Source organism: Paenibacillus salivarius (genome assembly GCF_051307165.1).
Taxonomy (GTDB): Bacteria; Bacillota; Bacilli; order Paenibacillales; family Paenibacillaceae; genus Fontibacillus.
The window spans coordinates 2845301-2871476 of record NZ_CP195592.1; the positions used below are offsets into that span (position 1 = coordinate 2845301).

A 26176-nucleotide genomic window follows, 5' to 3' on the forward strand; every position below is an offset into this window, starting at 1 on the left:
ATTGAGCGTAATCAAAGCTAGCGTGAGAACGAGGGATGGCATGCAAAACACCCCATCCCTTCTCACTTTTGGTAGTCTTAGTCGGTTATTTTTGTGGCAACATACGCCAAATCTGTAATGTCGATCTTCTGGTCGCCGTTCAGATCGGCGATCTTCGCTTTCGCCCAATCCGGGCTGGTGGAGTCCTTGCCATAATGGTAAGCGACGATCGCAAGGTCGCCCACATTGATGATTCCGTCTTTGTTCAGGTCCGCGGATACTTCCTTAATGACTGCGGATTTGAAGGTATCAATCGCACGGAGCAGATCGCTGACGGCGTTGTCAACCTGAGACTGGGTCGCACTCGGGTTGTCTTTAATCGCTTTGGCTGCGTTAATCGCAATGCCGAAGGCATCCTTGGCCGCTTGCGGATATTGACCAGGCAGGGTACCTACGACTGCTGCATCATACAAGTTCTGTGCATTCGTAATCGCAGCGTTCAGTGCCGTCTTGTCGACGCCCACATCGATGCTTCCTACGGAAATGACCTTCCGGTCCGTGGCCGCCTGGATCACAGCACCTTCCGACGTTCCGAGCTCCGCCCGGGTCACGGCAATCGCACCGCTCGTGTTCTGAACCCCGGATTTCACCTTAAAGGTTAGATCCAGAACCGGCGTGCTCGCTCCTGAAATGCCTCCGATATTGGCGGAGATCAATCTGACTTCTCCCAAGGTGTCCTTGTCCTCCGTAATCAGCTCCACGTTATATGTTGCGGACGTTGCGCTCATATAGTCGAAAACGTCGGCATCATAACTCAATGTGATGTCGTGGGCATATATGCTTTCTTTCAGGTTGTTCAGGTTCACCCCGACGGTAAAGCTGCTTCCGGGCTTCACGCTGTCCGTTGCCGACAGGGCCACTGCAGGTTCCGCCGGTTCCGGCTCTTCCGTGGACGGCCAGACGGGATCCGCCGTGGAGGTGCTCGTCGTCAAATAAATCCGGTCAATCGTCAATCCGTCTTCCCTGCCCCAGAAATTCAATTCATGCTCGCCGGCCGTTAAATTCAATGGCGCTCCTCCAGGCACGACAGAGCCGCCGTTGCTGAGATTCACCCATTTGAACTGTCCGCCGCTGATTCCCTCAATCCCGTTGGAAGTGAATATATACTGCTGGTCCACTCCGACATGGACGGAATCGGAATTGAAATCGACGCTCTTGGCGAGGATCCATAAATTATAGGAGCCTGCTTGCGGGATATTGATCTTATATCCAAGCCTGGAACCTGTTGCGAGGGTCGCCGCATCCGTTCCGGACATATTGAAGCCGGTATCTGGCCCGAAGAACATCGCTTTCGTGGACTGTCCGTCGACCAGCGACCAGGTATGGCCGTCGATGGTGCCATGCACGTAGGCTTCCTTCGAGTTTTCCGCTGCTTTTTCGGCCTCAATGGCTACGAATGCGGGAGTATCGACAGTTATGCTAATTTGGGTTTTTGCAGCTTCGCCCAATTCTCCCCGATAACTTACGACTACTTGGGTCGTTCCGCTGGCTTTTGCGGTGATTTTTCCGTTCGAAACCTCTGCGATATTCGGACTTGGATTGTTGTAAGTTGCTTTTTGGGTTACATCTTCCTTGTGCCCGTCAAGATACTCAGCGGTAATTTTAAAGGTAGCGGTTTGACCGGAATCCAGAGCAAATGAAGGATTATCAACGGTAATCTTCTTCACCGTCAGTTCGCTGTTCAAGTCTTTTACCAGCATATTTAGGGTATCTGTCTTTCCGCCATAGCTTACATTGATGCGGGTTGAACCATAGCCTACTCCCGTTACAATTCCTTTATTGATACTTACGATGCCGCTTTGGTCTGCCGTTGCAACAGCCTGAGCAGTAACGTCGGCACTTGTACCATCGGTATATATTGCAGTAACTTTCATGCTTGCCTGGTTGGCTCCTGTCACCGTGTCGATTTTATATTTATCGATGGAAGCGTTGATCGCAGCGAGTTCGTGAGCAGCGCTCTTTTGCCCGAACTGCCAATAGTCTATCTTGAAGAGATGGCCTGTCGCTGCACCTTTGAACACTAAATAAACGTCATGGACCCCGGAAGCGCCGGATATACTTGTTGTTTTTGTCTGCCAGACCTGATCTCCGCCGGTGTTGGAAATAGGAAGCGTTCCGATCAATGTCCCTTCGGCACTATCAAGATGAAGTTCCAAGGTGCCGCCGTTAGAAGCGCTGGATACATTAGCAGAAAATATACCGGCACCGTTAGATCCAAAGTCCACATTTTTTACCTTTATATAGTCTCCGTTATCAATATGGTAAACGTTCATTCCACCTTGATGGGATGGCTCCGTTTTTATGCCCGATGCCCATGCCACAGTTTCCGCTTCATTTCTGACATATGGATTTACATTCATAAGCGCGGACGGACCCTGAGCAGTCATATTAATCGCCGGGAATGTGCCGTCGGGATTATATTTAAATTCCTCAACCGCTACGGAACGAGTGAAGCCTCCTCCTCCCGGCAACGCGCCATTATGATAAAAGAAGTAAGAATGACCTTTAAAATCTATGACTCCCGGATGGTTTGTAAAGCTTTTGCCTTGCGTGGACATAATGACGCCTCTATAGGTCCAGGGCCCGGTAGGGCTATTGCTGGTAGAGTACGAAATATATTCAGGTATGCCTCCGGCAGCATATACCATGTAATATAGATTTCCGCGTTTATAGAGCCACGGCCCCTCTTCGTATAATGTCGGCCTGGAGGCATTCCCTGTACGTTCCCCAAACCCTTCTTTGGTCAAAGGTACCGTTACAATACCAACGTTTTGGTCATAGGAAATCATGTCGGAATTTAATTTTACATATTTTAATTCAGGGTTTCCCCAATAAAGATAGGCCTGGCCGTCCTCGTCAATATAGGCAGCCGGATCAATATCGCCCCAAGCGCTGGCGACTAACGGATGGCCGAGAGCATCCACAAACGGTCCTGTAGGACTGTCAGAGACAGCTACTCCGATAACCGGTCTTCCAAGCGCACTGCTGGTAACTGTTGCGTAAAAATAGTATTTGCCGTTTCTTTCAATAGCATGGCCCGCCCATGCGTCGCCTTTTGCCCAACTAAACGTTTTGTAGGACAAGGGCGATCCATGATCTGTCCAGTTGACCATGTCTTTTGAAGAATAGACTCTCCATTCATTCATCGTAAAATAGGTTGAACCATCTTCATCGTGTCCGGTATATAGATAGACTGTATCGCCAACCACCAATGGAGCAGGATCAGCGGTATAAATCGTTTGGATGACGGGATTGTCTGCAAAAGAAGTAGTCGTGAAAACCATCAAGCTAATCAAGAATGCCATTACGAGGCATAAAGCCTTTTTCATTGACAAATCCCCTCCTCATTACATCTGATTATTGGATGTAAGGAATATGGACAGGGATAACAAGAATCCCCGTCCATATCTTTACCTAGGTTCAGTCAGTTATTTTAGAGGCAACATACGCCAAATCCGTAATGTCGATCTTCTGGTCGCCGTTCAGATCGGCGATCTTCGCTTTCGCCCAATCAGGGCTGGTGGAGTTCTTGCCGTAATGGTAAGCGACGATCGCAAGGTCGCCCACATTGATGACTCCGTCTTTGTTCAGGTCCGCGGATACTTCCTTAATGACTGCGGACTTGAAGGTGTCGACCGCACGGAGCAGATCGCTGACGGCGTTGTCAACCTGAGACTGGGTCGCACTCGGGTTGTCTTTAACCGCTTTGGCCGCGTTAATCGCAATGCCGAAGGCATCCTTAGCCGCTTGCGGATATTGACCAGGCAGGGTACCTACGACTGCTGCATCATACAAGTTCTGTGCATTCGTAATCGCAGCGTTCAGTGCCGTCTTGTCGACGCCCACATCGATGCTTCCTACGGAAATGACCTTCCGGTCCGTGGCCGCCTGGAGCACAGCACCTTCCGACGTTCCGAGCTCCGCCCGGGTCACGGCAATCGCACCGCTCGTGTTCTGAACCCCGGATTTCACCTTAAAGGTTAGATCCAGAACCGGCGAGCTAGCTCCTGAAATGCCTCCGATATTGGCGGAGATCAGTCTGACTTCTCCCAAGGTGTCCTTGTCCTCTGTAATCAGCTCCACGTTATATGTTGCGGATGTTGCGCTCATGTAGTCGAATTTGTCGGCGTCATAACTCACCGTGATGTCCTGAGCATATATGTTTTCTTCCAGGTTGTTCAGGTTCACTCCGACCGTAAAGCTGCTTCCGGGCTTCACGCTGTCCGTTGCGGATAGGATGACTGCCGGTTCCGTCGGTTCCGGCTCTTCCGTGGACGGCCAGACGGGATCCGCCGTGGAGGTGCTTGTCGTCAAATAAATCCGGTCAATCGTCAATCCGTCTTCCCTGCCCCAGAAATTCAATTCATGCTCGCCGGCACTGAAATTTAATGGACTTCCCCCAGGCACGACAGAGCCGCCGTTGCTGAGATTCACCCATTTGAACTGTCCGCCGCTGATTCCCTCAATCCCGTTAGATGTAAATTTATACTGCTGATCCACTCCGACATGGACGGAATCGGAATTGAAATCGACGCTCTTGGCAAGGATCCAAAGCTGATAAGCCCCAGCTTTCGGGATGTTGATCTTATATCCAAGCCTGGAGCCTGTGGCGAGGGTCGCCGCATCCGTTCCGGACATATTGAAGCCGGTATCTGGCCCGAAGAACATCGCTTTCGTGGACTGCCCGTCGACCAGCGACCAGGTATGACCGTCGATGGTGCCGTGCACGTAAGCTTCCTTCGAGTTTTCCGCTGCTTTTTCGGCCTCAATGGCTACGAATGCGGGAGTATCGACAGTTATGCTAATTTGGGTTTTTGCAGCTTCGCCCAATTCTCCCCGATAACTTACGACTACTTGGGTCGTTCCGCTGGCTTTTGCAGTAATCGTACCGTTTGAAACATCTGCGATATTGGGATTGGGATTATCGTAAACTGCTTTCTTCGTCACATCTTCCGTATGTCCGTCAACATACTCTGCGGTGACTTTAAAATTAGCCTTTTGTCCGGTATCCAGAGCAAATGAAGGATTGTCGACCGTAATCCGTTTGACCGACAGTTCACTGTTCAGGTCTTTTACGAGTATATTTATGGAATCCGTCTTTCCGCCGAAGCTGATATCGATCGTTGTTGACCCATACCCCACTCCGGTGATTACTCCGTTCTTTATATCGACAATACCGTTTTGTGCAGGTGTTGCGTTTGCCTGGGCAGTAACATCCTCACTTGTTCCATCGCTATAAACGGCTACAACCTCCATTTTTGCCGTGTTGTTTCCGGGAACCAGATCGATTTTGTTTTTATCGACAGATGCATTGATGGCTACAAGATCGCGAACCGCATTCTTCTTCCCGAACTGCCAATAATCTACCTTGAAGAGGTTACCTGTCGAAGCGCCTTTGTAAACCATGTATAGATCGTGAACTCCCGTTGCGCCGGAAATACTGGCTGTCTTCGTTTTCCAGGTATTTTCGCCGCCCGTATTGGAAATCGGTAAAACTCCGATCAACGGACCATCCGCACGATCGAGATGCAGTTCAATCGTTCCGCCGCTGGAATCGCTAGCCACATTCGCCGTAAATGTTCCAGCACCCTCCGTGCCAAAATCAACCTTGGAAACGGCCGTCCAGTCTCCATTGTTGATGCTGCTTACAGCAAGATTAATGCTGTTAACCATTCCTCCCGGCTGGGTCGTAGTCTCGGTAGATATCCCTCCGTTCCAGCCGATCGTTTCAGCCTCTACCCTTTTGTAAGGATCCAAATTTTTCAGTTGAGGAACCCCGGCGTAATCGCCCGTAATTGTTTCGATCACTCCGTTTGCATCAAAACTGACCTTATTAATATGTGCATTCCGATACCCATGCGGCTGGCCGCCCAATTCCGGTACCAGACCGCTCTCCGCCATGGCTTTAGCCACGGTCTGTGCATGGTAGGTCATGTACCATTGGCCGTTAAATTCAAACATGGCATGGTGATTGTTGCCTCCGACGCCGAAGAATACAGCAGGGTTCGGTAATATGGTTTTAACGTAGGTGAATGGACCCAACGGATGATCACTCACCATGTAGGCAATCGTTCCGGTTGGAATATCCGGCGGGTGTTGACCGGAAAAGTTTGTGCTGTAGGAGTAGTAGTATTTTCCGTTGTACTTGTTAATTCCCGAATCTTCAAACAGCCATGGCGGATTAATCGGTTTAGCCTTCCCCCCGCTGGCTGCCAAATCCAGGCTGATCATGTCATCGCCTAGCTTTGCAACGCGCGCGGTTCCCGGGTCTTCATCCTTTCCGGCCGGAATTCCCCCGCCAAAGTAAATGTATCCGCTTCCATCATCATCCATCAGCACGGCAGGATCAAACAGCCATGTCACATTTTCTACGCCTGGAGTGCTTCTGCTGATCAGAGCTTTCCCGATTGGATCCGTAAACGGTCCAATCGGACTATCTGCGGTGAGAACGCCGATCCCGTTTGCGCTATCCGCAAAGTACAGGAAAAACTTCTCTTTCCCGTTTATCGTTTTATGAGCGGCGGCAGGAGCCCATGAATTGTTTGCCCACTTGGCCGCCCCTTGCTGGCCCGCTACAGGAATTTCCCCGTGGTCGGTCCAGTTCACCATATCATCGGAGGAAACCACCGTAATCTTGTTGATACGACTATATCCGTTATCCTTAATCGTTCCGTTCGCATTGTACTCAAAAATATCATTGGTCATGTAAATATAAACTCTGCCGTCATAAACCATGGCATAGGGATCAGCCCCAAACTTGTGCGAAAATAGCGGATTGGCGTTGCCGGGCGTTTTGGCAAATGCCGGGGTAAGCGTATTTCCTTCCGCCGCCTGGACCTTTGCATTTAACGGGCTTGACGCGATGGCAAGCGTTAGAACCATAATCATGGACAGCAGTTTACTCCATATTCGCATTTTATTAATTCCACCCTTTCATAAATTGGTTAAAAGACGCTTAACATTTATGTAGGAGCTTCATGCTGCTTAACTTGAACGTTGACACCTCCTTTCCCGGCAGTTCAGTAATCTGAACAACCTCATGAAAGGTTTGACGTTTAGATGTTCAATAACCGGTAAATAATGACGGCTGCTTCCGCCCGGATCGCTGTATTTTTAGGTTTAATCATGCCGTTGTAGCCTTCAATGATCCCTTTCTTGACCAATTGCGCTAAGGCATTTACCGCGTAAGCGGATACATCTCCGGAATCACTGAAACTGCTTAAATCCGAGTCATTCTCATCGAGCATTCTTCCCGCAATTTTCATAGCGCGTTCGGCCGTCACCATCATATCTTGCCGGGAAATACTTTGCTTCGGCTGAAATTTGCCGTCGCCCGTACCCAGAGCAATTCCGAGTTTTTTGGCAATCCCTACTTCCTTGTAAAAATAGTCGGTTTGTTTGACATCCTTAAAGTTTCCTTCGATATCGGCATCCAGCTGCAGCGCTCTGACCAGTAAGCTAACGAAGTCCGCTCTTGTAATCTTCGCTCCCGGACTAAAAGTGGTAGGCGACGTTCCTTTAATGATTCCGGATGAGGCAAGAGTTTCGATTTCCATTCTTGCCCACTCATAACCTGCAAGATCGTCGAAGGTGGTCTTATTGTTGTAAACCGTTTCTTTCAAAGCCGGGTCCAATGCCTTTACGGATACCAGTTTAATGCCGGCATCTCCCTTGGTTTTCCCTTTAAATTGAATGGAGGCTAAAGCTGCATTCCCTTGCTCACCTGCCTTTTTTCCGATTTTCGTGAACGCGATCGTCATGGTTCCGTCTTCAGCCTTCGGAGTGATGAAGTAACCTTCTAACTTCGACTCGGCTTTATCCAGTTCAACGATTTTAGGGTCGAACCTGATGGAAGCTTCATAAGCATAGAGCCCATTCAGGTTGTCTCCATTCAAGGTTACCGTCAGCGTTTTGTCAGGAAGAGCTTGATCTGAACTTTTGGTTAGTGAAAAGCCCGTCTCCGTTTTTGTATATCCCGTAACGGGCATGAAAGCCGTTGTTAGCACAGCAATAAAACAGACCAAGATGGCTAATTTTCGTTTTTTCATAGGGCTCTCCTTATTTCAGCACGCCCCATCCCCTGCCTCTCTGAGCGGAACAGGGCGTACTGAGAGAAAATTTTTATAATGAATTAACTAATTTAGGATTTGGGTTGCAACGAACGCGAGGTCCGTAATGTCGATCTTCTGGTCGCCGTTCAGATCGGCGATCTTCGCTATCGCCCAATCCGGACTGGTGGAGTTTTTGCCATAATGGTAAGCGACGATCGCAAGGTCACCCACATTGATGATTCCGTCTTTGTTCAGGTCCGCGGAAACCTCCTTGATTACTGCGGACTTGAAGGTGTCGACCGCACGGAGCAGATCGCTGACGGCGTTGTCAACCTGAGACTGGGTCGCGCCCGAGTTGTCTTTAACCGCTTTGGCCGCGTTAATCGCAATGCCGAAGGCATCTTTGGCCGCTTGCGGATATTGACCAGGCAGGGTGCCTACGACTGCGGCGTCATACAAGTTCTGTGCATTCGTAATCGCAGCGTTCAGTGCCGTCTTGTCGACGCCCACATCGATGCTTCCTACGGTTATGACCTTCCGGTCCGTGGCCGCCTGGATCACAGCACCTTCCGACGTTCCCAGCTCCGCCCGGGTCACGGCAATCGCACCGCTGGTGTTCTGAACCCCGGATTTCACCTTGAAGGTCAGATCCAGAACTGGCGTGTTATCTCCCGAGATGCCTCCGATATTGGCGGAGATCAATCGGACTTCACCCAAGGTGTCTTTCTCCTCTGTCATCAGCTCCACATTGTACGTTGCGGATGTTGCGCTCATATAGTCAAATACGTCGGCATCATAAGTCAACGTGATGTCCTGTGCATATATGCTTTCTTCCAGGTTGTTCAGGTTAACTCCGACCGTAAAGCTGCTTCCGGGCTTCACACTGTCCGTTGCCGACAGGACAACTGCAGGTTCCGTCGGTTCCGGCTCTTCCGTCGACGGCCAGACGGGATCACCCGTGGAGGTGCTCGTCGTCAAATAAATCCGGTCAATCGTTAATCCGTCTTCTCTGCCCCAGAAATTTAATTCATGCTCACCGGCGCTGAAATTTAATGGACTTCCCCCAGGCACGACAGAGCCGCCGTTGCTGAGATTCACCCATTTGAACTGTCCGCCGCTGATTCCCTCAATGCCGTTAGATGTAAATTTATACTGCTGATCCACTCCGACATGGACGGAATCGGAATTGAAATCGACGCTCTTGGCAAGGATCCAAAGCTGGTAAGCCCCTGCTTTCGGGATGTTGATCTTATATCCAAGCCTGGAGCCTGTGGCGAGGGTCGCAGCATCCGTTCCGGACATATTGAACCCGGTATCAGGCCCGAAGAACATCGCTTTCGTGGACTGTCCGTCGACCAGCGACCAGGTATGGCCGTCGATCGTGCCGTGCACGTAAGCCTCCTCCGTGTTGTCCGCCGCTTTTTCGGCCTCAATCGCTACGAAGACCGGCGAACTGAAACGAAGAGTATATACGGCTGCTTCAACTCCGTCCCTTAAGACTTTCACCCTTGCTTCTCCGGGGATTGTCGTCGCTTGTGTGATGTTCACGGTCGCCTTGGGATCGTTTGCCGTCGCGGTAACTTGAGGCGGTGACGATCCTAGCGGAACATCTATGTCATAGACGTATATATTGGGGCTGAAGCCGTGCACGGGAATGCCGTCTATTCGAAGTTCTTTCAAGTTTCCATCATCATTCGGTCCTGCCAACTTGTCATCCAGCCGAAAATAGTCGAAGTCGACATAACCGCCTGCGGTTTTTGTTGCATAATTGAATAAAGCAAATCGATAGCCCATAAAATGCGGCAGCGTATATGACATTTGAAGCGTGTTTCCGATCGATGCCCAGCGTTCACCATCCAGACTGTAATAGAAATACGCTTTGTCCGTCCGATTCTTATAATCGAGTTCAATCCGTAAATAGACGACGTCCTTATCGATCGGGATACTAGCCGCTTCTACCGCCGACCCTGAGCTTCCGTTTACCATGACAACCGATTTTTCAGTTCCTTCCATTTTAACGCCGACAAAACCGTAGTTTTTCTGGAAAGCGGAAATTCCCGCAACATCCCCGTCCTTCATATGGCTGACATCGATAGCGATAGTTCCTGAACTTTCCGGACCGAACGTTCTCTGGGTAAGCGTATTTCTGGCATCCAGGATGCCGGTGCTTGTTCTCCCTGTCGTTAATCTTAAATATCCGGGACGGTCGGTCAGAGACCAATGCTTGTTGTCGGGGTTGTGGTTCCATTGCCATACGTTCGCGAGGTTGGAGCCGTTATAGTCATTTTCGCCGCTTGCGACTTCCGTATGATAAGCCCCGACTCTTTCGGGCCTTTGATCAAAGCTGTCGGAGGATACCCAGGAGCTCGAAAGATCGGCAGGAATGCCCGTATCGTTGACATCGCCGAAAACAGGCCATCCGTCATTGCTCCATGTCATGGGAACAATATAAGGGATACGTCCTACCGAGCCGTAATCCTGGAAAAGCATACCGTACCATTTCCCGTCAACCGCTTGCACGATCCCGCCTTGGGCTACTCCGGCTACATTGGAGAGACTTCCGGATTTTAGCGCAATCTTGCCCTCATACGGACCGTCGATTCTATCAGCCCGGTGTACCAGTTGAGTCCGAATCCCCCCGGCCGGCCATGAAATATTAAAGATATAATATTTTCCGTTTATTTTATAAATGTGAGACCCTTCAGCACCTAATCCGCCTGAACCTCCGGGAGCGCTTGCATTTTGAATGAGGATTTTGTTCATTCCTCCCGGTTTGACCGCCGTGGCATCCGAAGTAAGCTCGATAATCCGAATGGTGCCATTGCCATATACTAGATAGACGCGTCCGTCATCGTCAAACAACAGGGACATATCATGATAGACCCCGCCGGCTAGCTCATACTTTTCCCAAGGACCATTTTCGATGTCGGCGGTTTGAAAAATAAACGTTTTACCGATATCATTGGAAGCAAAAACGATATAAAACTTGCCGTTATGATATCTGATGTTACTAGCCCATGAGCCTTGCCCGTAAATATTTTGCCCATTGGAAAGCGTTTGTTTGTCACTTGCCGCAAGGATGTCATATACATAATTGACAATTTCCCAGTTTACGAGATCCCTGGATTTCATAATGGGAACACCCGGATTCATATGCATCGTTGTACTGGTCATATAATAGGTATCATCTACCCTGATTACACTAACATCCGGAACATCCGCCCATATAATCGGGTTTTTAGCAGTTTTATCGGCAGCATAGATAGATTTGGCTGGTAGAAAGCTCATTAATAAAGTACAAACTAAAACGAGTACCAATGACTCTTTATACATATTTAAATCCTCCCATTCAGGCTCTAATCCATCACGATAAATACCTAATAATACTATATTTGAAAATGATAGCGCTTTTATATTTGTGCCTAATAAGTCCGCCAATTCATAAATGTCCCCCCTTTTCACACTCGTAATCCCAATGCAAACCTGTCTGTTTTCCTGAATTTCTGCACTCATTATAACTGCGTCTCTACATAATCACGATGTAATTTCTTTTGTTGATTGTAGACTTTTTGGTGATCCAGGTTTCAATCGTATAGAAAAACAAACAAAAAGCCGCATTATATGCGGCTTTTAAAGTCTTTATAGATTTTAATTCATCCCATGAATAATTTGCTTGAAATTACTCGGTCAAGAAATTGATCTGCATCACTATTAAATTTCCAGGTGACCCCGAACTGATCCACCACCATTCCAAAGCACGAAGACCAAGGCGTATCTGATAACGGCATGATTACAAAACCGCCGACAGATAAATTGGTATAATATGTTTCAAGTGCCCGTTTATCTTCATTAACGATACTAATCAGTATATTGTTGCCTTTAACCCATTCGCCCGTCACACTCTTCATCGAAGGCGGAATATCCGACATCATGATTTTCCCGCTTGCGAATTCGATTGAAGACTCCATGACCATATTTTGTTCATTTTCCGGCATTGGATAATTTGGATCCTGCGGAAAATCCCCGAATTTTACCTTTTTTACCTCGTTTGCGTTTAGAGCCTCCGAATAAAATTCAATCGCTCGTGCTGCGTTTCCGTCAAAATTTAAATATGCAATAGCTGACATAAAGTCGTACCTCCTTCTTTTGATAAATGAAGTATAATTTATAAGTGGTGACAGCTGTATGTCACCTTTTATAAATAAGTACAAAAAAAGAGGAGCAGACGTGGAGAAGGTTGAGAGATTAATATCGATAATCATGATTTTGCTGAAAAAAGATGTCGTTTCGGCCAAAGAATTTGCACAATTATTTAACGTTTCCAAAAGAACGATTATTCGCGATATGGAAACCCTGAGCTTATCCAACATCCCAATCTATTCTGTTCATGGCGTTAACGGCGGATACGGTATTATGGACGAATACAAGTTTGATAAGCGTCTTTTAAGCAGCTCCGACTTGGAGAATATATTGACCGCGCTCGGCGGATTGGAACAAATTCTGATTAGCGAAGAAGTTGAATTGACGATCAAAAAAATTGAAGCTATGGTTAGTCCATTATCTCCAAATGGTTCGATCCAACTGTCATTTTATGATTGGAAGGGTCGGTCCGAAATTCGCCAATCCTTGAAGACTTGTCAACAAGCGATTTTAGCGAGAAGGTTCATTTCATTCGATTATATGGATAAAAACGGCCGGAATACGAAAAGAACAGTCGAGCCATATCAGCTTCATTTTAGCGAAATGAGTTGGTATTTAAAGGGATTCTGTTTGCAGCGTCAGGAATATAGAACATTTAAACTATCCAGAATCGATCATCTCCATATGGATGAAAAAACGTTTACCCCAAGAGATGATGCGTCGGAACATGATGAAGCCGGTTATCAACCGCAACTCGTCGCTATTAAGGCGTTGATTTCGCCCAGCATCAAAGACCGTTTTATCGAAAGGTATGGCCGAAAGTGTATTGAGGACTATAGTTCTGAATTTTTCTTAGCTACAATCTATGTTCCTGAAAACAGTATCGGCTATCAATTTTTAGCAAGTTTCGGTACAAATCTGCAAATTCTAGAGCCCAAATCATATGTTGAAGCATTTCGAAATTATTTGCTTCAAATGGTAGATAGATATTCCTGAAAAGTTTATTCTGTGCTTGGTAACAAGTTTCAATAACATCCTCTTCCGTTTTAAGAATTCTATTTGAGAAGGAGACATATCAGTCATGCTCGCTTCGAACATTACGAACCAATTAATAAACACGCTCAAAGCAAGTATCGGTAACAAGGAAATCGCCGGCGGCAACTTTATGGTGATCAAGAACGGCGAAGAAGTTTTTTATCACGAAGACGGTTTTGCCGATCTTGAGTCGGAGCGACCTATTACAAGAAATTCCATTTTCCGTTTATATTCAATGACAAAACCGATTACCGCCACCTCCGTCATGATGCTGTTAGAGCGTGGAGCTATTGATTTGTTCGACCCTGTCAGCCGCTATATTCCGGGCTTTAAAAACCAAAAGGTTGAAAAAAACGGCGAACTGGTGCCGGTCGGCCGGGAAGTCGACATTCATGATTTGCTGAACATGACATCGGGTTTGAGCTACGGCGGGACCGACAAAGCCGGGCAACATACGGAGGCGTTATTTCAAGAGCTTGGCAGCCGTTTGAATGGGGATAATCCCATCAATACAGTGGAATTCGCAAACCGGCTAGGTCAAGGTCCCCTCTCTTTCGAACCGGGCTCGTACTGGCAATACGGAACGTCGGCGGACGTCCTTGGCGCGATTGTGGAAGCGGTTAGCGGCATGCGGTATGGGCGATTTTTGAAACAGGAAATATTCGAGCCGCTGGGTATGAAGGATACCGGCTTCTGGCTGCCGGAAGAAAAAAGAGACCGCCTCGTTAAAACTTATCAGGATGACGGTCAGGGCGGCTTGAAGCTTTACGCGGAAAACCATCTCGGGATTAACCATCAAATGGACCTGGATCCGGCATTCGAGTCGGGCGGAGCGGGCCTTGCCTCCACGATCGATGATGCCGCAAAATTTGCATCAATGCTAATGAATCAAGGAAGGCTAAACGGAGTTCAATTGTTAAAACCCAGAACGGTTCAATATTTGACTTCAGCCAGCTTAACCGATAAGCAACAAAAAGGATTTGACTCTTGGCATACGTCACGCGGCCATAGCTATGGAAACCAGATGCGCATGATGACCGACCCCGGGAGAGCCGGATTTATTGGCAGCAAAAACGAATATGGCTGGGATGGCTGGTTAGGGACTTATTTTACGAACAGTCCTCAAGACGGGCTGACGTTTCTATTTATGATCCAAAAAAGAGATGCCGGTACGATGGCGATCACTCGCAAGCTTCGTAATATCGTGTTCAGTAACTTGTAAGAAAGGATCGAATCCTCTAGATGAATCTGAAATTGCAGCTTACCCGTGCCTTATTTATAAGCTTTTTGTGTGCCGTGGGGTTCGGGGGGATCGCTCTCCTGGTATCGGAAAACAAAATTGCTCAATTTGACAATGTGATTATTTCCTTTTTTCGAGGGTTGGAATCACCTTCCTTGACGGGCATCATGAAATTCTTTACTTATATCGGGAGCGGAATACCGGCTACGGTGATTTCGATCGCTGTTCTCTTCATGCTGTATACGGTCCTGCACCACCGTAGAGAATTAATCTTATTTATCTGGGTCGTCATCGGGTCAGCGCTCCTTAACGAAACGTTGAAGCTTGTTTTTCATCGCGCTAGACCAACTCTATATCGAATTGTTCATGCAAATGGGTTTAGTTTTCCCAGTGGGCACTCTATGGCGGCTTTTAGTTTGTACGGAGTGATTGCTTTTTTGCTGTGGCGGCATATTTCGACAGCCATGGGACGTGGTATATTGATTGTAGGCAGTTCAGCGATGATCCTTACGATCGGAGTTAGCCGAATTTATTTGGGAGTTCATTATCCGAGTGACGTTCTCGGCGGATTCTTGGCTAGTGGATGTTGGCTGGCCATTTCAATCTGGTTTTATCAGCGATATCAGGAAAGACGCCGGTAAGAAAGGTCTACACTCATATCCTCCGAAAATCAATGCACCAAAAATCCCCTCATGAATGCAGGAAGCTTCCGCGTTTCCTTCATGAGGGGATTTTTTGGTTAAGGCGCAAGCTCAAGCTCAGCTTGATGCATCTCACGCTTCCATCGATTATTTATTGAAAGTGACCTTTTCCGAACCTCCATCCAGAATGATCGACGATTCCCGCGGCTTCGTTTCCGCGATTTTGCGGCCGGCTCTGAACGAATAAAGCACTGCGGCCTGTTTACGTATGGCTTCATATTCGTTCTCTGCTTCAAGAACGATGAAGTTGGCAGGCTTCCCTTCTTCAATACCGTACATATCCTCGATATGCAACGTTCTTGCACTATTTTTCGTAATGAGATCGATCGAATTCACGATTTGATCGTAACCGAGCAGCTGCGAAGCATGAATGCCCATGTGCAGCACCTGAAGCATGTTGCCCGTTCCAAGCGGATACCAAGGATCGAAGATGTCATCGTGACCGAAGCACACATTAAGACCGGCTTCCAGCAGCTCTTTGACGCGAGTCAGTCCTCTTCTTTTCGGATACGTGTCGAATCTTCCCTGCAGGTGAATGTTAACCAGGGGATTGGAAACGAAATTCAGGTCGGCCATCTTCAGCAATCTAAACAATTTGTAAGTATATGCATCATTGTACGACCCCATCGCCGTCGTGTGGCTTGCCGTCGTGCGGGAGCCCAGCCCGCGTTCATAGGCTTCCTTGGCGACGACTTCCACGAAACGGGATTGCTCGTCATCGATTTCGTCGCAATGGATGTCGATGAGCCGGTCGTATTTTTCGGCGAGATCAAACGCAACCTTCATCGAATCGACGCCATACTCTCGCGTGAATTCGAAGTGTGGAATGCCGCCGACCACGTCGACGCCCATTTTCAGCGACTCTTCCAGCAGTTCCGCGCCGTTCGGGAAGGAGTGAATGCCTTCCTGCGGGAAAGCGACAAGCTGGATGTCGATGTAAGGCGCCATTTCTTCTTTCACTTCAAGCATCGCTTTAACCGCGGTCAAGCTGGGATCAGTGACGTCTACGTGCGTCCGCACATGCTGGATCCCCTGCGCGATCTGCCATTTCAACGCCGTTTTGGAACGCGTCTTGACATCTTCATGCGTCAGAAACGCCTTGCGTTGCGACCAACGCTGGATACCTTCGAACAAGGTTCCGCTCAAATTCCATTCCGGTTCGCCGGCCGTTAACGTGGTATCCAGATGAATATGTGGTTCGATGAACGGCGGCAGCACTAGCGAGCCGCCCACATCCATGACTTCCTCATTCGCGGTTGTTACCGGCGACTGCGTAATTTGCCCAAACTTCCCGTCTTTCACGATGATGTTCCATAAACCTTCTTTACCCCGCAATTTTGCGTTCTTTATAATCATTTGTTTTCCCCTTTTCTGTGGATTCTTTCGAAGGCACGATCAGCATCAACACGGTGTAGACCAACGCCGTACCGATCAATGCGTTCAATGGTGTTATTCCCGGAGCCAGCTGGGCAAAGGCAACGCCGATCACCCAGGCTGCCATCGCTATCCAGTTTACATTTTTAAAGGTCATATCGGCAAACGGTTTATAGTTTCTGCGCTTCACAAAGAAGTAGTCCGCGATGATGATGGCCCCGATGGACGGGATGGCCGCGCCCAGGACATTCAGAAAGCTGACGAAATTGTTGTACATCCACATGGCGAATACGGTGCCCACAATGCCGTTTACAATAACGAAAAACTTTTTCGGAATTTTCGTGATATTGGCGAAGCCCAGTCCGGAAGCATACAGGGCATTATCGTTGGTCGTCCAGATATTCAGACCCAACACGATGATTGCAGGAACGATCAAACCTTGCAGGAACATGACCTCCGAAATATCCGCCAGATTATAAGCCATTGCCCCAACCGCGCCGAACAGGAACATCAGTGAGTTCCCCAGGAAGAACGATATGACCGTTGCGGTCACCGCCTGCCGGGATGTCTGAGCGAATCGGGCAAAGTCGGGCGTTAGTGTACCGCCGCTTATGAATGATCCGATACAAATGGTCAAGGCCGCTGCCGTGGTGAGCGACTGTGTCGGCGTGTACTCAAGCAGCCCTTGCAGGCCTCCAAGCGAGTTCGCTCCTTCAAACATGGAGTAACCGCCGAGTATGGCAATGGCCGGAACCGCGACATAGCCCAGAATGACGAGCGACTTCATGCCGAAAATGGCGGATACCGTCATAGCGATACCAAACAGGAAGATCAACAGGTACACGTTCCAATCCATCGCTCTCGCGACCGGAACCGCGAACATGGCCACGCCGACACCGAACCATCCGACCTGCGTAAAGCCGAGCAGAAACGAAGGCAGGTAAGACCCTTTCGCGCCAAATGCATATTTCGCCAGCAAATGCGTGGAGAGCCCTGTTTTGGCAGCGATGTGCGCTAGCGCACCCGTGTAGATGCCGAGTACCAAATTACCCCCAAGCACAATTCCGATGAACTCCATGAACGTCAAGCTGACGCCCAGCGTCCCCCCTGCCAGCATGCTTGCCGAGAAGAACGTGAACGCCAACATGACGGAGAACGTCTTCATAAAATGGTTTCTCTGCGTTTTCGGCACCGCTTGCCACGAAAACTCTTGATCTTGTTTGCTCATCAGAATACCCCCAGGTTAAAGTGTCCTGGCACCAAAAAAAGCAGAAAAAAGAGGCTACTCGTCAAGTCTCGAACTGACAAGTAGCCTCTTTTTACATCATAATCCGCACGAAGACGCAGAGCATTCCCTCATGGAATATGCACTCATTCAAGCGTGATTATAAACATCCGCTGCCCTTGCCAGCCTCTCTGGACTGAATTAAAGGTACCAGTATTCAATTACTTACTATTATTTTGGAAAAGCCTACGTATGTCAATGTTATTATTATCCAACGGTTGAAAACCTCTTAAAAAGAGCGGGTTAGCTTTTCAAGACTTCTCACTAATTCGAGGTTTCCTCCAAATTGCATTGACCATATTCATTATCACCTACGGCCACCATCGTACCGTCCGATTTAAGTCCGATCGTATGAGCGCAGCCTGCCGCAACCGCGACAATATCCCGCCAACCGCTTACCTCGCACTGGCCATGCATGTTTGAACCCGCGGCTAACACCGTACCGTTCGATTTAAGTCCGATCGTATGATAACTTCCCGCAGCGATCGACACAATATCGCACCAATCACTTGTATCGCATTGACCATGCTTATTCCATCCCACAGCAGTCACTGTGCCGTCCGATTTAAGTCCGATCGTATGTGCATTACCCGTGTTTGTCGCCCTATGAACATTACCCGCCGCAACAGCTATTATATTGCGCCAGTCGCTTACATTACATTGACCCAGTTTATTATCACCCACCGCCATCACCGTGCCGTCAGCTTTAAGAACAATGGAATGACGATGACCCGCCGCGATGATACCTTTTGGCCATCGTTTCATCCTTAATTCAGCTTCAGGAAAAATGTAATCCACCTATTACCTCCTTCAAAACTAGATATGCGCCTTACTGTCATTCGCTTCCTCATTCGCTAATTCCAGAGGCATAGCTGTTCAAATCACTTCCCGAAATGCCTGCTTAACCCGCTCAATCTGGGCAAGGTGGGCACGGACATGCTGGATGCGTAATTCCAGAAGTTCTTTAAAGGTGTATTGCACTCCATCAAGATATTCACCGACACGTTCAAACTGCTTGGGAGTCAGATTTTCGAGAAGCGGCAACATACTGCCCCTAAGGATTTGGAACAAAAGCAGATACTGCTCGCGGTCTAACCTTTCATATCCCAGGTTATCCGCCCAGGCTTCCTGATCAAATGAGAGTAAAAGCGGTTTTTCTTCAGCCAAAACTTTTCTCAACCGATGTGTCGCCAGGATTTCGTCATCCGTCACATGGATGATAATCTGATGGATGCTCCATTTGTTAGGTGCAGGTTGGAAATGCAGTTCCTCTTCGGACAATCCATCGATGGCTTCACGAAGCAGGGCATAATCTTGACTGTACTCCTCGATCAACTTTTTCATCCGATCCTCTCCTCTATAAATGGTCGTGTAACAGTCATTATTATTTTTCTCTGTTATAACACATATCTATCGGGGTTACATTATATGTAAAATATAGAACATTCATTGAGCTACCTTTTTCTTTCTCGAACTTTGAACCGCTTTCATAATTAAAACATGATATCCGGTGAATCCCTTAAAGGTTAACTTGCTTTTTATTATACCTAAAATTTGGTGGATCTCCCAGAACATTTTACCTTCCAACGAGGCCTATATTCTGCCTATTCACACGCAGGACCTTAGTCGAGGTCCGGTACCCTGCCGCAGTCTGTTCCGATTCTCGCCGATACTCTTTATAATATAGCCAAGTCTTTTTGGAGGAGCGATTGATGATGAACTACGAACATAAAGTACGGAGTGAAATAGCCGATTGGGAGCGAAAAATGTTCAAACCCCCGGGCTGGCTTGAAAACACGTCAAAAAATATCGGTAAACGAATTAATCATTGGATTCCCCCGAAGGTGCAAAACATCATCACGACCACGATCCGTTCGATCGTGCGCACGGCATTGTTCGGCGCGGAATACACGCCGAGCCGTTCGGTAAAGCCTGCTCCGGAACTGGAGTCTGCCGATCAAGAAGCGAAGGAACTGTTTGCCATGTACCAAAAAATCGCGGTCGCTGAAGGCGCCGGTACGGGGGCTGGCGGCTTTATGCTTGGCATGGTGGACTTTCCCGCTTTAATCGCGATCAAGATGAAATTTTTGTTCGAACTGGCGCATGTATACGGATATGACACCAAACACTTCTCCGAGCGGGTCTTCATTCTCAAGGTGTTTCAAATGACGTTTTCGGGGCCGGATAATCGTGCCAGATTGCTCTCTTCCATCAAGAATTGGCATATCGAAAAAGAACAGTGGCTCTCGGACGCCGAATACTCCAAGAATATGGACTGGGAGACCTTTCAGATCGAGTATCGGGACGCCATCGATTTCCGGAAAATGCTGCAGATGATGCCTGGAATCGGAGCTTTCGCCGGTGCATGGGCAAATTACACTATTCTCGAGGAGCTGCGTGAGTTCGCCATGAACGCCTACCGCCTGCGCAGATTGCATGATGAGTTCGCGGTTTTGGGGTAGGCTTCTTATTGTTTAGCATTCGAATACCTTTAGAGACGAAATGCGAAAAGAATTTTCGAATCAAAAAAGCAGTTCTCTTATAGAGAACTGCTGTCTTGTGTCGCGAATTCATAAACTTGCCCAATTTGTTTATTCAATGTGTCAAAGCGAACAAATCGATCGGATCTGATATATTCTTTCTTTTCGACCATTAGCAACAGTGCAGGTACTGAAAAAACCAAAAACTTTGCGGCTACCTCTCCTACTTGATTAGCATTAATATGCCCCAGACGTATTTGAGGATAATTATCTAGTAATTCTCTTAGCTTAGGCAATATGGCGTGACACACATTACACTCCGGGCTGGATATATAGAGGAAACTCAGCTTATGCGTTTCAAGAAATGTTTCTACCATATCGATCGAGGTTAATTCATGCATCTCTTTCATGTTATCACACCTCCGGTACAACATACCCGACCAATTCCCATTGTTGATGATCAACTCTCCCGTATTCCTTCATAGATTCGGTAGACAGTATTCTCTAAGCTTTCCTCCGGGACCAGACGACCACCGGAATAAGAAGCAATGATAGAAAAGCTCCCGCCAAAGAGAGAACTGTATAGCTGGAGTGTGCTACCACCATACCGGACAGTGCGCCTCCGGAAGCTCCGCCCAAGGCAATCAAAACATCCACCGTGCCTTGCGTCTTTGCGCGAACCTGCGGAGGTGCGGCATCGACGATAGCTGCCGTTCCGCTAATCAAACCAAAGTTCCAACCTAAACCAAGAAGTGTCAAAGCAAGGATGAGTACCCCCATGGAATCGCCAGGTCCAAACGCGGCTACCAAACCCGACATTAACAACGTAAATCCGGAGGCGTACGACATGAATGAATATCCAAATCTATCGACTAGAACACCGGTAATGAGAGAAGGCAGATACATCGCGGCAACGTGAATACCAATAACAAGACCTACCTTGCCCAAACCATGGCCATGATGCTGCATGTGAACGGGAGTCATGGTCATAATCGCAATCATCACGATTTGGGTAAGAACCATAACGGTAGCGCCTAGAAGAATGCCTTTTTTATTCGCGCTTTTTTCATGAGCCCGGGATATTTCCGGTTGACCAGAAACGGCATCGGCTTGTTGTTTTTCAGCGATAGCCTTAGCAACAACGAACGGATCAGGGCGCAAAAAAAGCAGTAGGACCAGTCCGGCAACAATATATGCTACGGCCGCCAACATGAAGGGTCCAGATAACGGGGGAGCTCCTATAGAAGAAGCCAGATTTCCCGTGAGATTCACCAGATTCGGTCCGGCAACGGCGCCAAACGTCGTAAAGACCATCGCCATGCTTATCGCTTTTGCCCGTTGTGCAGGCAGTGCCAAATCCGTACCCGCATAACGCGCCTGTAAGTTGGTTGCCGTACCTGCCCCGTAAACCAGCATCGATAGAAAAAGCAGAGGAATGCTGTTGAATAGCGCTGCGAGAACGACACCAACGGCGCCGATGCCACCTGCAAGGAATCCCGTGGCCAGCCCGGCCCGGCGTCCCCATCGCTGGGAAAGGCGTCCGACCAAAAGCGCGGCGCCTGCAGAACCTAACGTAAACAGCCCTGTCGGAACTCCGGCATAGCTATCTGTTCCCAGCATATCTTGAGCTAACAACGCGCCGACCGTGATTCCCGCCGCCAAACCGGCTCCGCCGAAAATTTGTGAAATTATAACGATCCTCATCGTCCTTGCATGCAACTGACGCTGCTTTTCAGGCGAATTCACATAATCCATGAAGGAGGCTTGCAGGTTTGGTGCCTTATCCCCAAGTGTTACCGAACTTTCCCCCATTACTTATCTCCCTTATCCGATTGATAAAGATATCAGCCACAAGAATGTCGTGGCTGATATTCTTTCCGGCTTTAGTTGCTTGCAAGTCTTGAAATTTTCCCCTTGAGTACATCTTTTCCGTTTATTCCAACCATTTGATCCACCAGCTCGCCGTCTTTAAAAAGCAGCAGTGTCGGGATACTTCTCACGCCGAATTGCGAAGCCAATTCGATTTGTTCATCGACATTGACTGTCGCGATCGTTGCCTGACCGTTCAGCTCTTCCGCCAATTCATGTACTATCGGAAGTTGAATTTTACATGGCCCGCACCAAGGCGCCCAAAAATCAACCAAAGTTACACCCTTCTCGATTTGGCTTGAAAATGTTGCTTTTGTCAGTGCGGTTGCACTCATATGAAATCCTCCTTTGAAGTAAAAGTCAATTAATTCATGTATTCAATGGAATACTTGAATATATGAATTATAAAACTGATGACCTTCCAACGTCAAGCTGCACATCAAAAAAACGCAGCTCATGAGCTGCGTCTTCATTCAACGGAGTGCCTTAACTTGATTGCCATTCCTTCACGCTTTCCTCGATTCGATAGGCTTTGAACCCTTTTTTCTGCATGTGTTCGACGGCCTGCGCGGTATATACACAATACGGACCTCGGCAATAGGCTGCAATTTCAGTATCTCGGGGCAATTCTTGTAGGTAGTCCTCCAGTTCTTCCAGAGGAACCGATAAAGCCCCCTCGATATGTGCCGTTTCATACTCTTCCCTTGGGCGTATATCGAGTACAAGCAGATCACCCTTTTCCATCCGCTCCAAAACGTCTTTCTTGGATATGGTATGGACACGATTGTAATGTTGATCCATGTCCTGCTTGAGCCGCGGGATATCAGAAAGCTGATGTTCACAAACCTTCCACAAGGACGATAAAAATTCTGAAACTGTCGCATTTGATAAACTGTAAATCACATATGTCCCTTTTTTGGTGAATCTGACCAGGTTCGCGTCCAGTAATATTTGCAGATGGCGCGAGACGTTGGCAACACTCATTCCAGTCTGATGCGCTAAAGTTTCTACAGCTTTGGGGCCGTTCGATAACAAATTCAATATTTCCAGTCTTCGCTCACTGGATAAGCATTTCCCGATCCGGGCGTATTGTAAAAACAATTGTTCTTTATATAATTCAGCCAATTTAGATTCTTCCATCGTTTTCACCAACTTCCCGTATTCAACTGAACACTTGAATTATAAAATGATCTGTTTAGGAATTCAAGTTTCCCTTGTTGGATATCCGAAGCGTAAAAAGGGTCGAATCAGAGATGTTCCCTTTCCTCCGATTCAACCCTATTTTCATTCTCCTTAAGGCTCAATGCCCCATACAAGCTGGCCGTTCAAATACCCGGTAACTTGTTCATGGTCTACAAACTGACTTCCGGATGATTTAAAAGAGTAATCGTTAGCCTGATTGTAATTGGACCAGTCGGTTTTGGAGAAGCGTGCTTGAATTTCCGCGCTCTGGCCGGGATTCAGCATTCCCGCCGAGCTTGTAAAGCCAATTTCCAATGCATAATCGGCTCCGGCAACCGGAGTCTCCAGTTTCACGAAATTTCCGGTTACATTCCCACTTCCGATACTTGCCCAATCGCACCAGAAGCTTTGGGCCTTTTCCCCGTCGATTGTATAGTAATACCGCAGTTTTAAATCACTTAACGGAATCGCCGAATCCCCGTTATTGAGGATTTTGAATTTGGGTGAGATTCCGTTGGTGGAAGCGCTCGTGTTCCCGTTAAACGCCTGAATCGTCAAGTCTCCCGCGGGTACGGGAATACTGCTGTCCGCGACATTAACAGTAAGCACCGCGTCATTCCCTCCGCTGAAATGGAAAGTGATGGCATTTTGGCCTTGAGGCAGCGTGGATAGATAAGATTTTCTCAGAACGACGGCGGTGCTTGTTGCCGTATAATCCTGGCCTGCTGCAAGAGTATAATTTCCGTTGGTTACGCTTGCGAGCTGGTGTCCGTTTAAAGTAAGGGATACCGAAATATCCTGCTGCAAATTCACAGCTTTATCGAATGACGCATTCATCGGAGAAATCGCGGCGCTCGGTGTCGAATCGACAATTTTGACTTTTAATGAAGGGTCTTGACCTTGATTGAAATCAAAAACGATCGAATGCTCGCCTACCGGCAGCCCAGCCAGGAATTCTTTTTTCAGCACCAGCGTGCTTCCGTTCAAAATATAATCCTGACTCTCGGTCAATATATTGGCGCCGATCCGAAGAGCGGTTAACGTATTGCCGTTAAAGTTCACGGTGACGGATTTGTCGCTTTGAACCGGCGCATTTTTGTCAAATTCGACGCTTGTCGGCGTGATGGACGCGCTTTGGGTTGGATTCTCTACCGTTAAATCGGGCAGCTCATCCAACGTTATGACATAATCGCTTTGATAAAGCGTTGTCAGGGTAGCCGGATAATTAAAGGCGGTACTCATGAGATGCTCGCCGTACCAAGGGCAGAAATATAGCCAACCCGCTTTTTCCTCGGTCAAATTCTGTACGCTCGGGACGGTGTCGTTCTCCGTCATGGCCACCATTTTCTTGCCGTCGGTTAAGTCCACCAGCTGATAGAAGATCGAGGTAATGGCATCCTCATTGGGAACGCCGGACAAACCGTCATAGCGGTTATAAATCGTATTGTATTTATCATAGCCGACAATATCCACCTGGTCGTCGCCGGGATACCATGCGGGAGAAGTGCTGTACACATAGCTGTTGTAGGTCCAGATCAAGTTATGCAGGCCGTATGTTTCCGTAAGCTCGGTATAAAGAAGATCCCACAGCTGTTTGTAAACCTCCGCGCCTGCCGAAGCCCACCAGAACCAGGCGCCTTCCCCGTTTAATCCGCCGTTACCCTCCGCCTCATGATATGGCCGGAAAATAACCGGCACATTGTTTTCTTGCAGGATTAGCAATTGTTCCGCCAAATCTTCAATAGTCATCATGACGTATTGGTATTCTTTCGTACCGGGTACCACCGCATTGGCCGTATTAAAATTGGTTTCCGTCGGCTTGTAAGTAGCCTCCTTCCAATCCACAAACTCTCCGAGCTGATAAGTGGTGAAGTTGCGCGGCACATTGATATGCCAGGATGCGGTTGCGATTCCGCCACGGGTTTTCACCCAGTCGATGACCCGGTCGGTCGTGCCGTCCTCCCAGCCGTAAAGCGGATTATAGTTCATAAAATCGAACCCGCGGATGGCCGGATATTTTCCGGTTAAATTGTAGATCCAGTCAAATTCCAACTCGTAATTGCCGTCATTTCCGCCACCGTAAATCTCCTGTTGGCCGGAAATAATATGGTCTCCGTAAACATCGGTTAAATAATTCATCAAAAGCTGAGTTTCCGGAGTAGCCTCGGGATCGGTGAGAACAGGTTGTACTTCCAACGGATCAAGATCGGCCACATCCACGGTGAAGGTGTCAAAATAAGCGAATCCCCAACCGGCCTTTACTTGGATGGTATTGCTTCCTTGCTGCAGCTTATGAAAGCCAAAATCGAAATTCGACCATTCCGTCGTGTAAGGCAACATATACGAGCCCTTGGTGACACCGTTAACGGTTAAATATTGAAGTCTGCCGTCGGGACTCAACTCCTGCATATACCGGGTAGAGATCTCATACATGCCGGTTTCAGGGACGGTCACTGTAAAGGTTATAGTACCGGAATTCTGCATCCAGACGAATCCGCTCCCCGAGTATCCGGGTTTGGGTTGTCCGTAAATTTCTGTCGCCACTTGAAGATCTGAAGTGAGCTGGGCGTCTTCGCCTTCAATCGTAAAAAATGCGGTGTCTGCATGAACGGGCGCTGTCATCAATCCTGGTAGAAGAGTGAATACGAGAGTAAATGCCAACAAAATTGCGCTTGCCTTTTTGAGCCATCCTTTCATTCCCATCTTCCCTTTCCATGTTAAATTTGATAAATAAACAATCTATCAATTCATGGATGCGCTTTCATAGCTAACATAGCATA

General features: G+C 48.0%; 17 protein-coding genes and 1 pseudogene. 4 read left to right on the top strand and 14 right to left on the bottom strand.

Features of this window, described 5'->3' with window-relative positions:
* Window positions 1-77: 77 nt before the first annotated feature.
* The 5 genes from ACSFXJ_RS12950 to ACSFXJ_RS12970 form a co-directional block, all read right to left on the bottom strand.
* Window positions 78-3368 (bottom strand): family 43 glycosylhydrolase, encoded by a 3291-nt coding sequence (locus tag ACSFXJ_RS12950; RefSeq protein ID WP_435920774.1) that lies wholly within the window; start codon window positions 3366-3368, stop codon window positions 78-80.
* 91 nt (window positions 3369-3459) lie between these two features.
* Window positions 3460-6954 (bottom strand): carbohydrate-binding protein, encoded by a 3495-nt coding sequence (locus ACSFXJ_RS12955; RefSeq protein ID WP_435920775.1) that lies wholly within the window; start codon window positions 6952-6954, stop codon window positions 3460-3462.
* Window positions 6955-7094: 140 nt separating this feature from the next.
* The gene (locus ACSFXJ_RS12960; RefSeq protein WP_435920776.1) at window positions 7095-8087 is read right to left on the bottom strand and encodes an S-layer homology domain-containing protein; all 993 of its coding nucleotides are present in this window, start codon (window positions 8085-8087) and stop codon (window positions 7095-7097) included.
* A gap of 87 nt (window positions 8088-8174) precedes the next feature.
* Window positions 8175-11378 (bottom strand): family 43 glycosylhydrolase, encoded by a 3204-nt coding sequence (locus ACSFXJ_RS12965; RefSeq protein WP_435925751.1) that lies wholly within the window; start codon window positions 11376-11378, stop codon window positions 8175-8177.
* A gap of 365 nt (window positions 11379-11743) precedes the next feature.
* A complete protein-coding gene (locus ACSFXJ_RS12970) occupies window positions 11744-12217 on the bottom strand; it encodes a VOC family protein (RefSeq protein WP_435920777.1) in 474 nt (157 codons plus the stop codon).
* Window positions 12218-12317: 100 nt separating this feature from the next.
* Here ACSFXJ_RS12970 and ACSFXJ_RS12975 point away from each other — a divergent pair, with 100 nt between their 5' ends.
* The 3 genes from ACSFXJ_RS12975 to ACSFXJ_RS12985 all read left to right on the top strand — a co-directional run bounded on the left by ACSFXJ_RS12975 (window position 12318) and on the right by ACSFXJ_RS12985 (window position 15146).
* Window positions 12318-13226 (top strand): helix-turn-helix transcriptional regulator, encoded by a 909-nt coding sequence (locus ACSFXJ_RS12975; RefSeq protein WP_435920778.1) that lies wholly within the window; start codon window positions 12318-12320, stop codon window positions 13224-13226.
* A gap of 85 nt (window positions 13227-13311) precedes the next feature.
* Complete coding sequence (locus ACSFXJ_RS12980; RefSeq protein WP_435920779.1) at window positions 13312-14487, top strand: serine hydrolase domain-containing protein; 1176 nt, start codon at window positions 13312-13314, stop codon at window positions 14485-14487.
* 20 nt (window positions 14488-14507) lie between these two features.
* Complete coding sequence (locus ACSFXJ_RS12985; RefSeq protein ID WP_435920780.1) at window positions 14508-15146, top strand: phosphatase PAP2 family protein; 639 nt, start codon at window positions 14508-14510, stop codon at window positions 15144-15146.
* A 147-nt stretch (window positions 15147-15293) separates the two neighbouring features.
* Here the strand turns inward: ACSFXJ_RS12985 and ACSFXJ_RS12990 are convergent, their stop codons facing one another.
* The 4 genes and pseudogenes from ACSFXJ_RS12990 to ACSFXJ_RS13005 all read right to left on the bottom strand — a co-directional run bounded on the left by ACSFXJ_RS12990 (window position 15294) and on the right by ACSFXJ_RS13005 (window position 19209).
* Window positions 15294-16562: a cytosine deaminase gene (locus tag ACSFXJ_RS12990; RefSeq protein WP_435920781.1), complete on the bottom strand. Its 1269-nt coding sequence runs from the start codon at window positions 16560-16562 to the stop codon at window positions 15294-15296.
* On the bottom strand, window positions 16531-17808 hold the full coding sequence (codB, locus tag ACSFXJ_RS12995; protein ID WP_435920782.1) for a cytosine permease: 1278 nt from the start codon (window positions 17806-17808) through the stop codon (window positions 16531-16533). Before codB ends, ACSFXJ_RS12990 begins: the two co-directional genes overlap by 32 nt.
* A 339-nt stretch (window positions 17809-18147) precedes the next feature.
* Window positions 18148-18663, bottom strand: a pseudogene (locus tag ACSFXJ_RS13000) (RCC1 domain-containing protein); the annotation flags it as partial.
* Window positions 18664-18741: 78 nt separating this feature from the next.
* A complete protein-coding gene (locus tag ACSFXJ_RS13005; protein ID WP_435920783.1) occupies window positions 18742-19209 on the bottom strand; it encodes a DinB family protein in 468 nt (155 codons plus the stop codon).
* Window positions 19210-19580: 371 nt separating this feature from the next.
* Here ACSFXJ_RS13005 and ACSFXJ_RS13010 point away from each other — a divergent pair, with 371 nt between their 5' ends.
* Window positions 19581-20327, top strand: coding sequence for an EcsC family protein (locus tag ACSFXJ_RS13010; protein WP_435925752.1), 747 nt, complete (start codon window positions 19581-19583; stop codon window positions 20325-20327).
* A 77-nt stretch (window positions 20328-20404) separates the two neighbouring features.
* Here ACSFXJ_RS13010 and ACSFXJ_RS13015 read toward each other — a convergent pair whose 3' ends face one another.
* From ACSFXJ_RS13015 to ACSFXJ_RS13035, 5 genes are all read right to left on the bottom strand, one after another.
* On the bottom strand, window positions 20405-20755 hold the full coding sequence (locus ACSFXJ_RS13015; RefSeq protein WP_435920784.1) for a thioredoxin family protein: 351 nt from the start codon (window positions 20753-20755) through the stop codon (window positions 20405-20407).
* A 94-nt stretch (window positions 20756-20849) separates the two neighbouring features.
* Window positions 20850-22100 (bottom strand): MFS transporter, encoded by a 1251-nt coding sequence (locus ACSFXJ_RS13020; RefSeq protein ID WP_435925753.1) that lies wholly within the window; start codon window positions 22098-22100, stop codon window positions 20850-20852.
* A gap of 128 nt (window positions 22101-22228) precedes the next feature.
* Window positions 22229-22549, bottom strand: coding sequence for a thioredoxin (trxA, locus tag ACSFXJ_RS13025; protein WP_435920785.1), 321 nt, complete (start codon window positions 22547-22549; stop codon window positions 22229-22231).
* A 151-nt stretch (window positions 22550-22700) separates the two neighbouring features.
* Window positions 22701-23354: an ArsR/SmtB family transcription factor gene (locus ACSFXJ_RS13030; RefSeq protein ID WP_435920786.1), complete on the bottom strand. Its 654-nt coding sequence runs from the start codon at window positions 23352-23354 to the stop codon at window positions 22701-22703.
* A 153-nt stretch (window positions 23355-23507) separates the two neighbouring features.
* On the bottom strand, window positions 23508-26093 hold the full coding sequence (locus ACSFXJ_RS13035) for a glycosyl hydrolase (RefSeq protein ID WP_435920787.1): 2586 nt from the start codon (window positions 26091-26093) through the stop codon (window positions 23508-23510).
* Between the last annotated feature and the right edge of the window lie 83 nt (window positions 26094-26176).

Bases quoted from the DNA above. Each gene is read 5' to 3' on its own strand.
- ACSFXJ_RS12950 (WP_435920774.1), bottom strand. From the start codon at position 3,368: ATGAAAAAGGCTTTATGCCTCGTAATGGCATTCTTGATTAGCTTGATG.
- ACSFXJ_RS12955 (WP_435920775.1), bottom strand. From the start codon at position 6,954: ATGCGAATATGGAGTAAACTGCTGTCCATGATTATGGTTCTAACGCTT.
- ACSFXJ_RS12960 (WP_435920776.1), bottom strand. From the start codon at position 8,087: ATGAAAAAACGAAAATTAGCCATCTTGGTCTGTTTTATTGCTGTGCTA.
- ACSFXJ_RS12965 (WP_435925751.1), bottom strand. From the start codon at position 11,378: ATGAGCTTTCTACCAGCCAAATCTATCTATGCTGCCGATAAAACTGCT.
- ACSFXJ_RS12970 (WP_435920777.1), bottom strand. From the start codon at position 12,217: ATGTCAGCTATTGCATATTTAAATTTTGACGGAAACGCAGCACGAGCG.
- ACSFXJ_RS12980 (WP_435920779.1), top strand. From the start codon at position 13,312: ATGCTCGCTTCGAACATTACGAACCAATTAATAAACACGCTCAAAGCA.
- ACSFXJ_RS12985 (WP_435920780.1), top strand. From the start codon at position 14,508: ATGAATCTGAAATTGCAGCTTACCCGTGCCTTATTTATAAGCTTTTTG.
- ACSFXJ_RS12990 (WP_435920781.1), bottom strand. From the start codon at position 16,562: ATGATTATAAAGAACGCAAAATTGCGGGGTAAAGAAGGTTTATGGAAC.
- codB (WP_435920782.1), bottom strand. From the start codon at position 17,808: ATGAGCAAACAAGATCAAGAGTTTTCGTGGCAAGCGGTGCCGAAAACG.
- ACSFXJ_RS13005 (WP_435920783.1), bottom strand. From the start codon at position 19,209: ATGAAAAAGTTGATCGAGGAGTACAGTCAAGATTATGCCCTGCTTCGT.
- ACSFXJ_RS13010 (WP_435925752.1), top strand. From the start codon at position 19,581: ATGAACTACGAACATAAAGTACGGAGTGAAATAGCCGATTGGGAGCGA.
- ACSFXJ_RS13015 (WP_435920784.1), bottom strand. From the start codon at position 20,755: ATGAAAGAGATGCATGAATTAACCTCGATCGATATGGTAGAAACATTT.
- ACSFXJ_RS13020 (WP_435925753.1), bottom strand. From the start codon at position 22,100: ATGGATTATGTGAATTCGCCTGAAAAGCAGCGTCAGTTGCATGCAAGG.
- trxA (WP_435920785.1), bottom strand. From the start codon at position 22,549: ATGAGTGCAACCGCACTGACAAAAGCAACATTTTCAAGCCAAATCGAG.
- ACSFXJ_RS13030 (WP_435920786.1), bottom strand. From the start codon at position 23,354: ATGGAAGAATCTAAATTGGCTGAATTATATAAAGAACAATTGTTTTTA.
- ACSFXJ_RS13035 (WP_435920787.1), bottom strand. From the start codon at position 26,093: ATGAAAGGATGGCTCAAAAAGGCAAGCGCAATTTTGTTGGCATTTACT.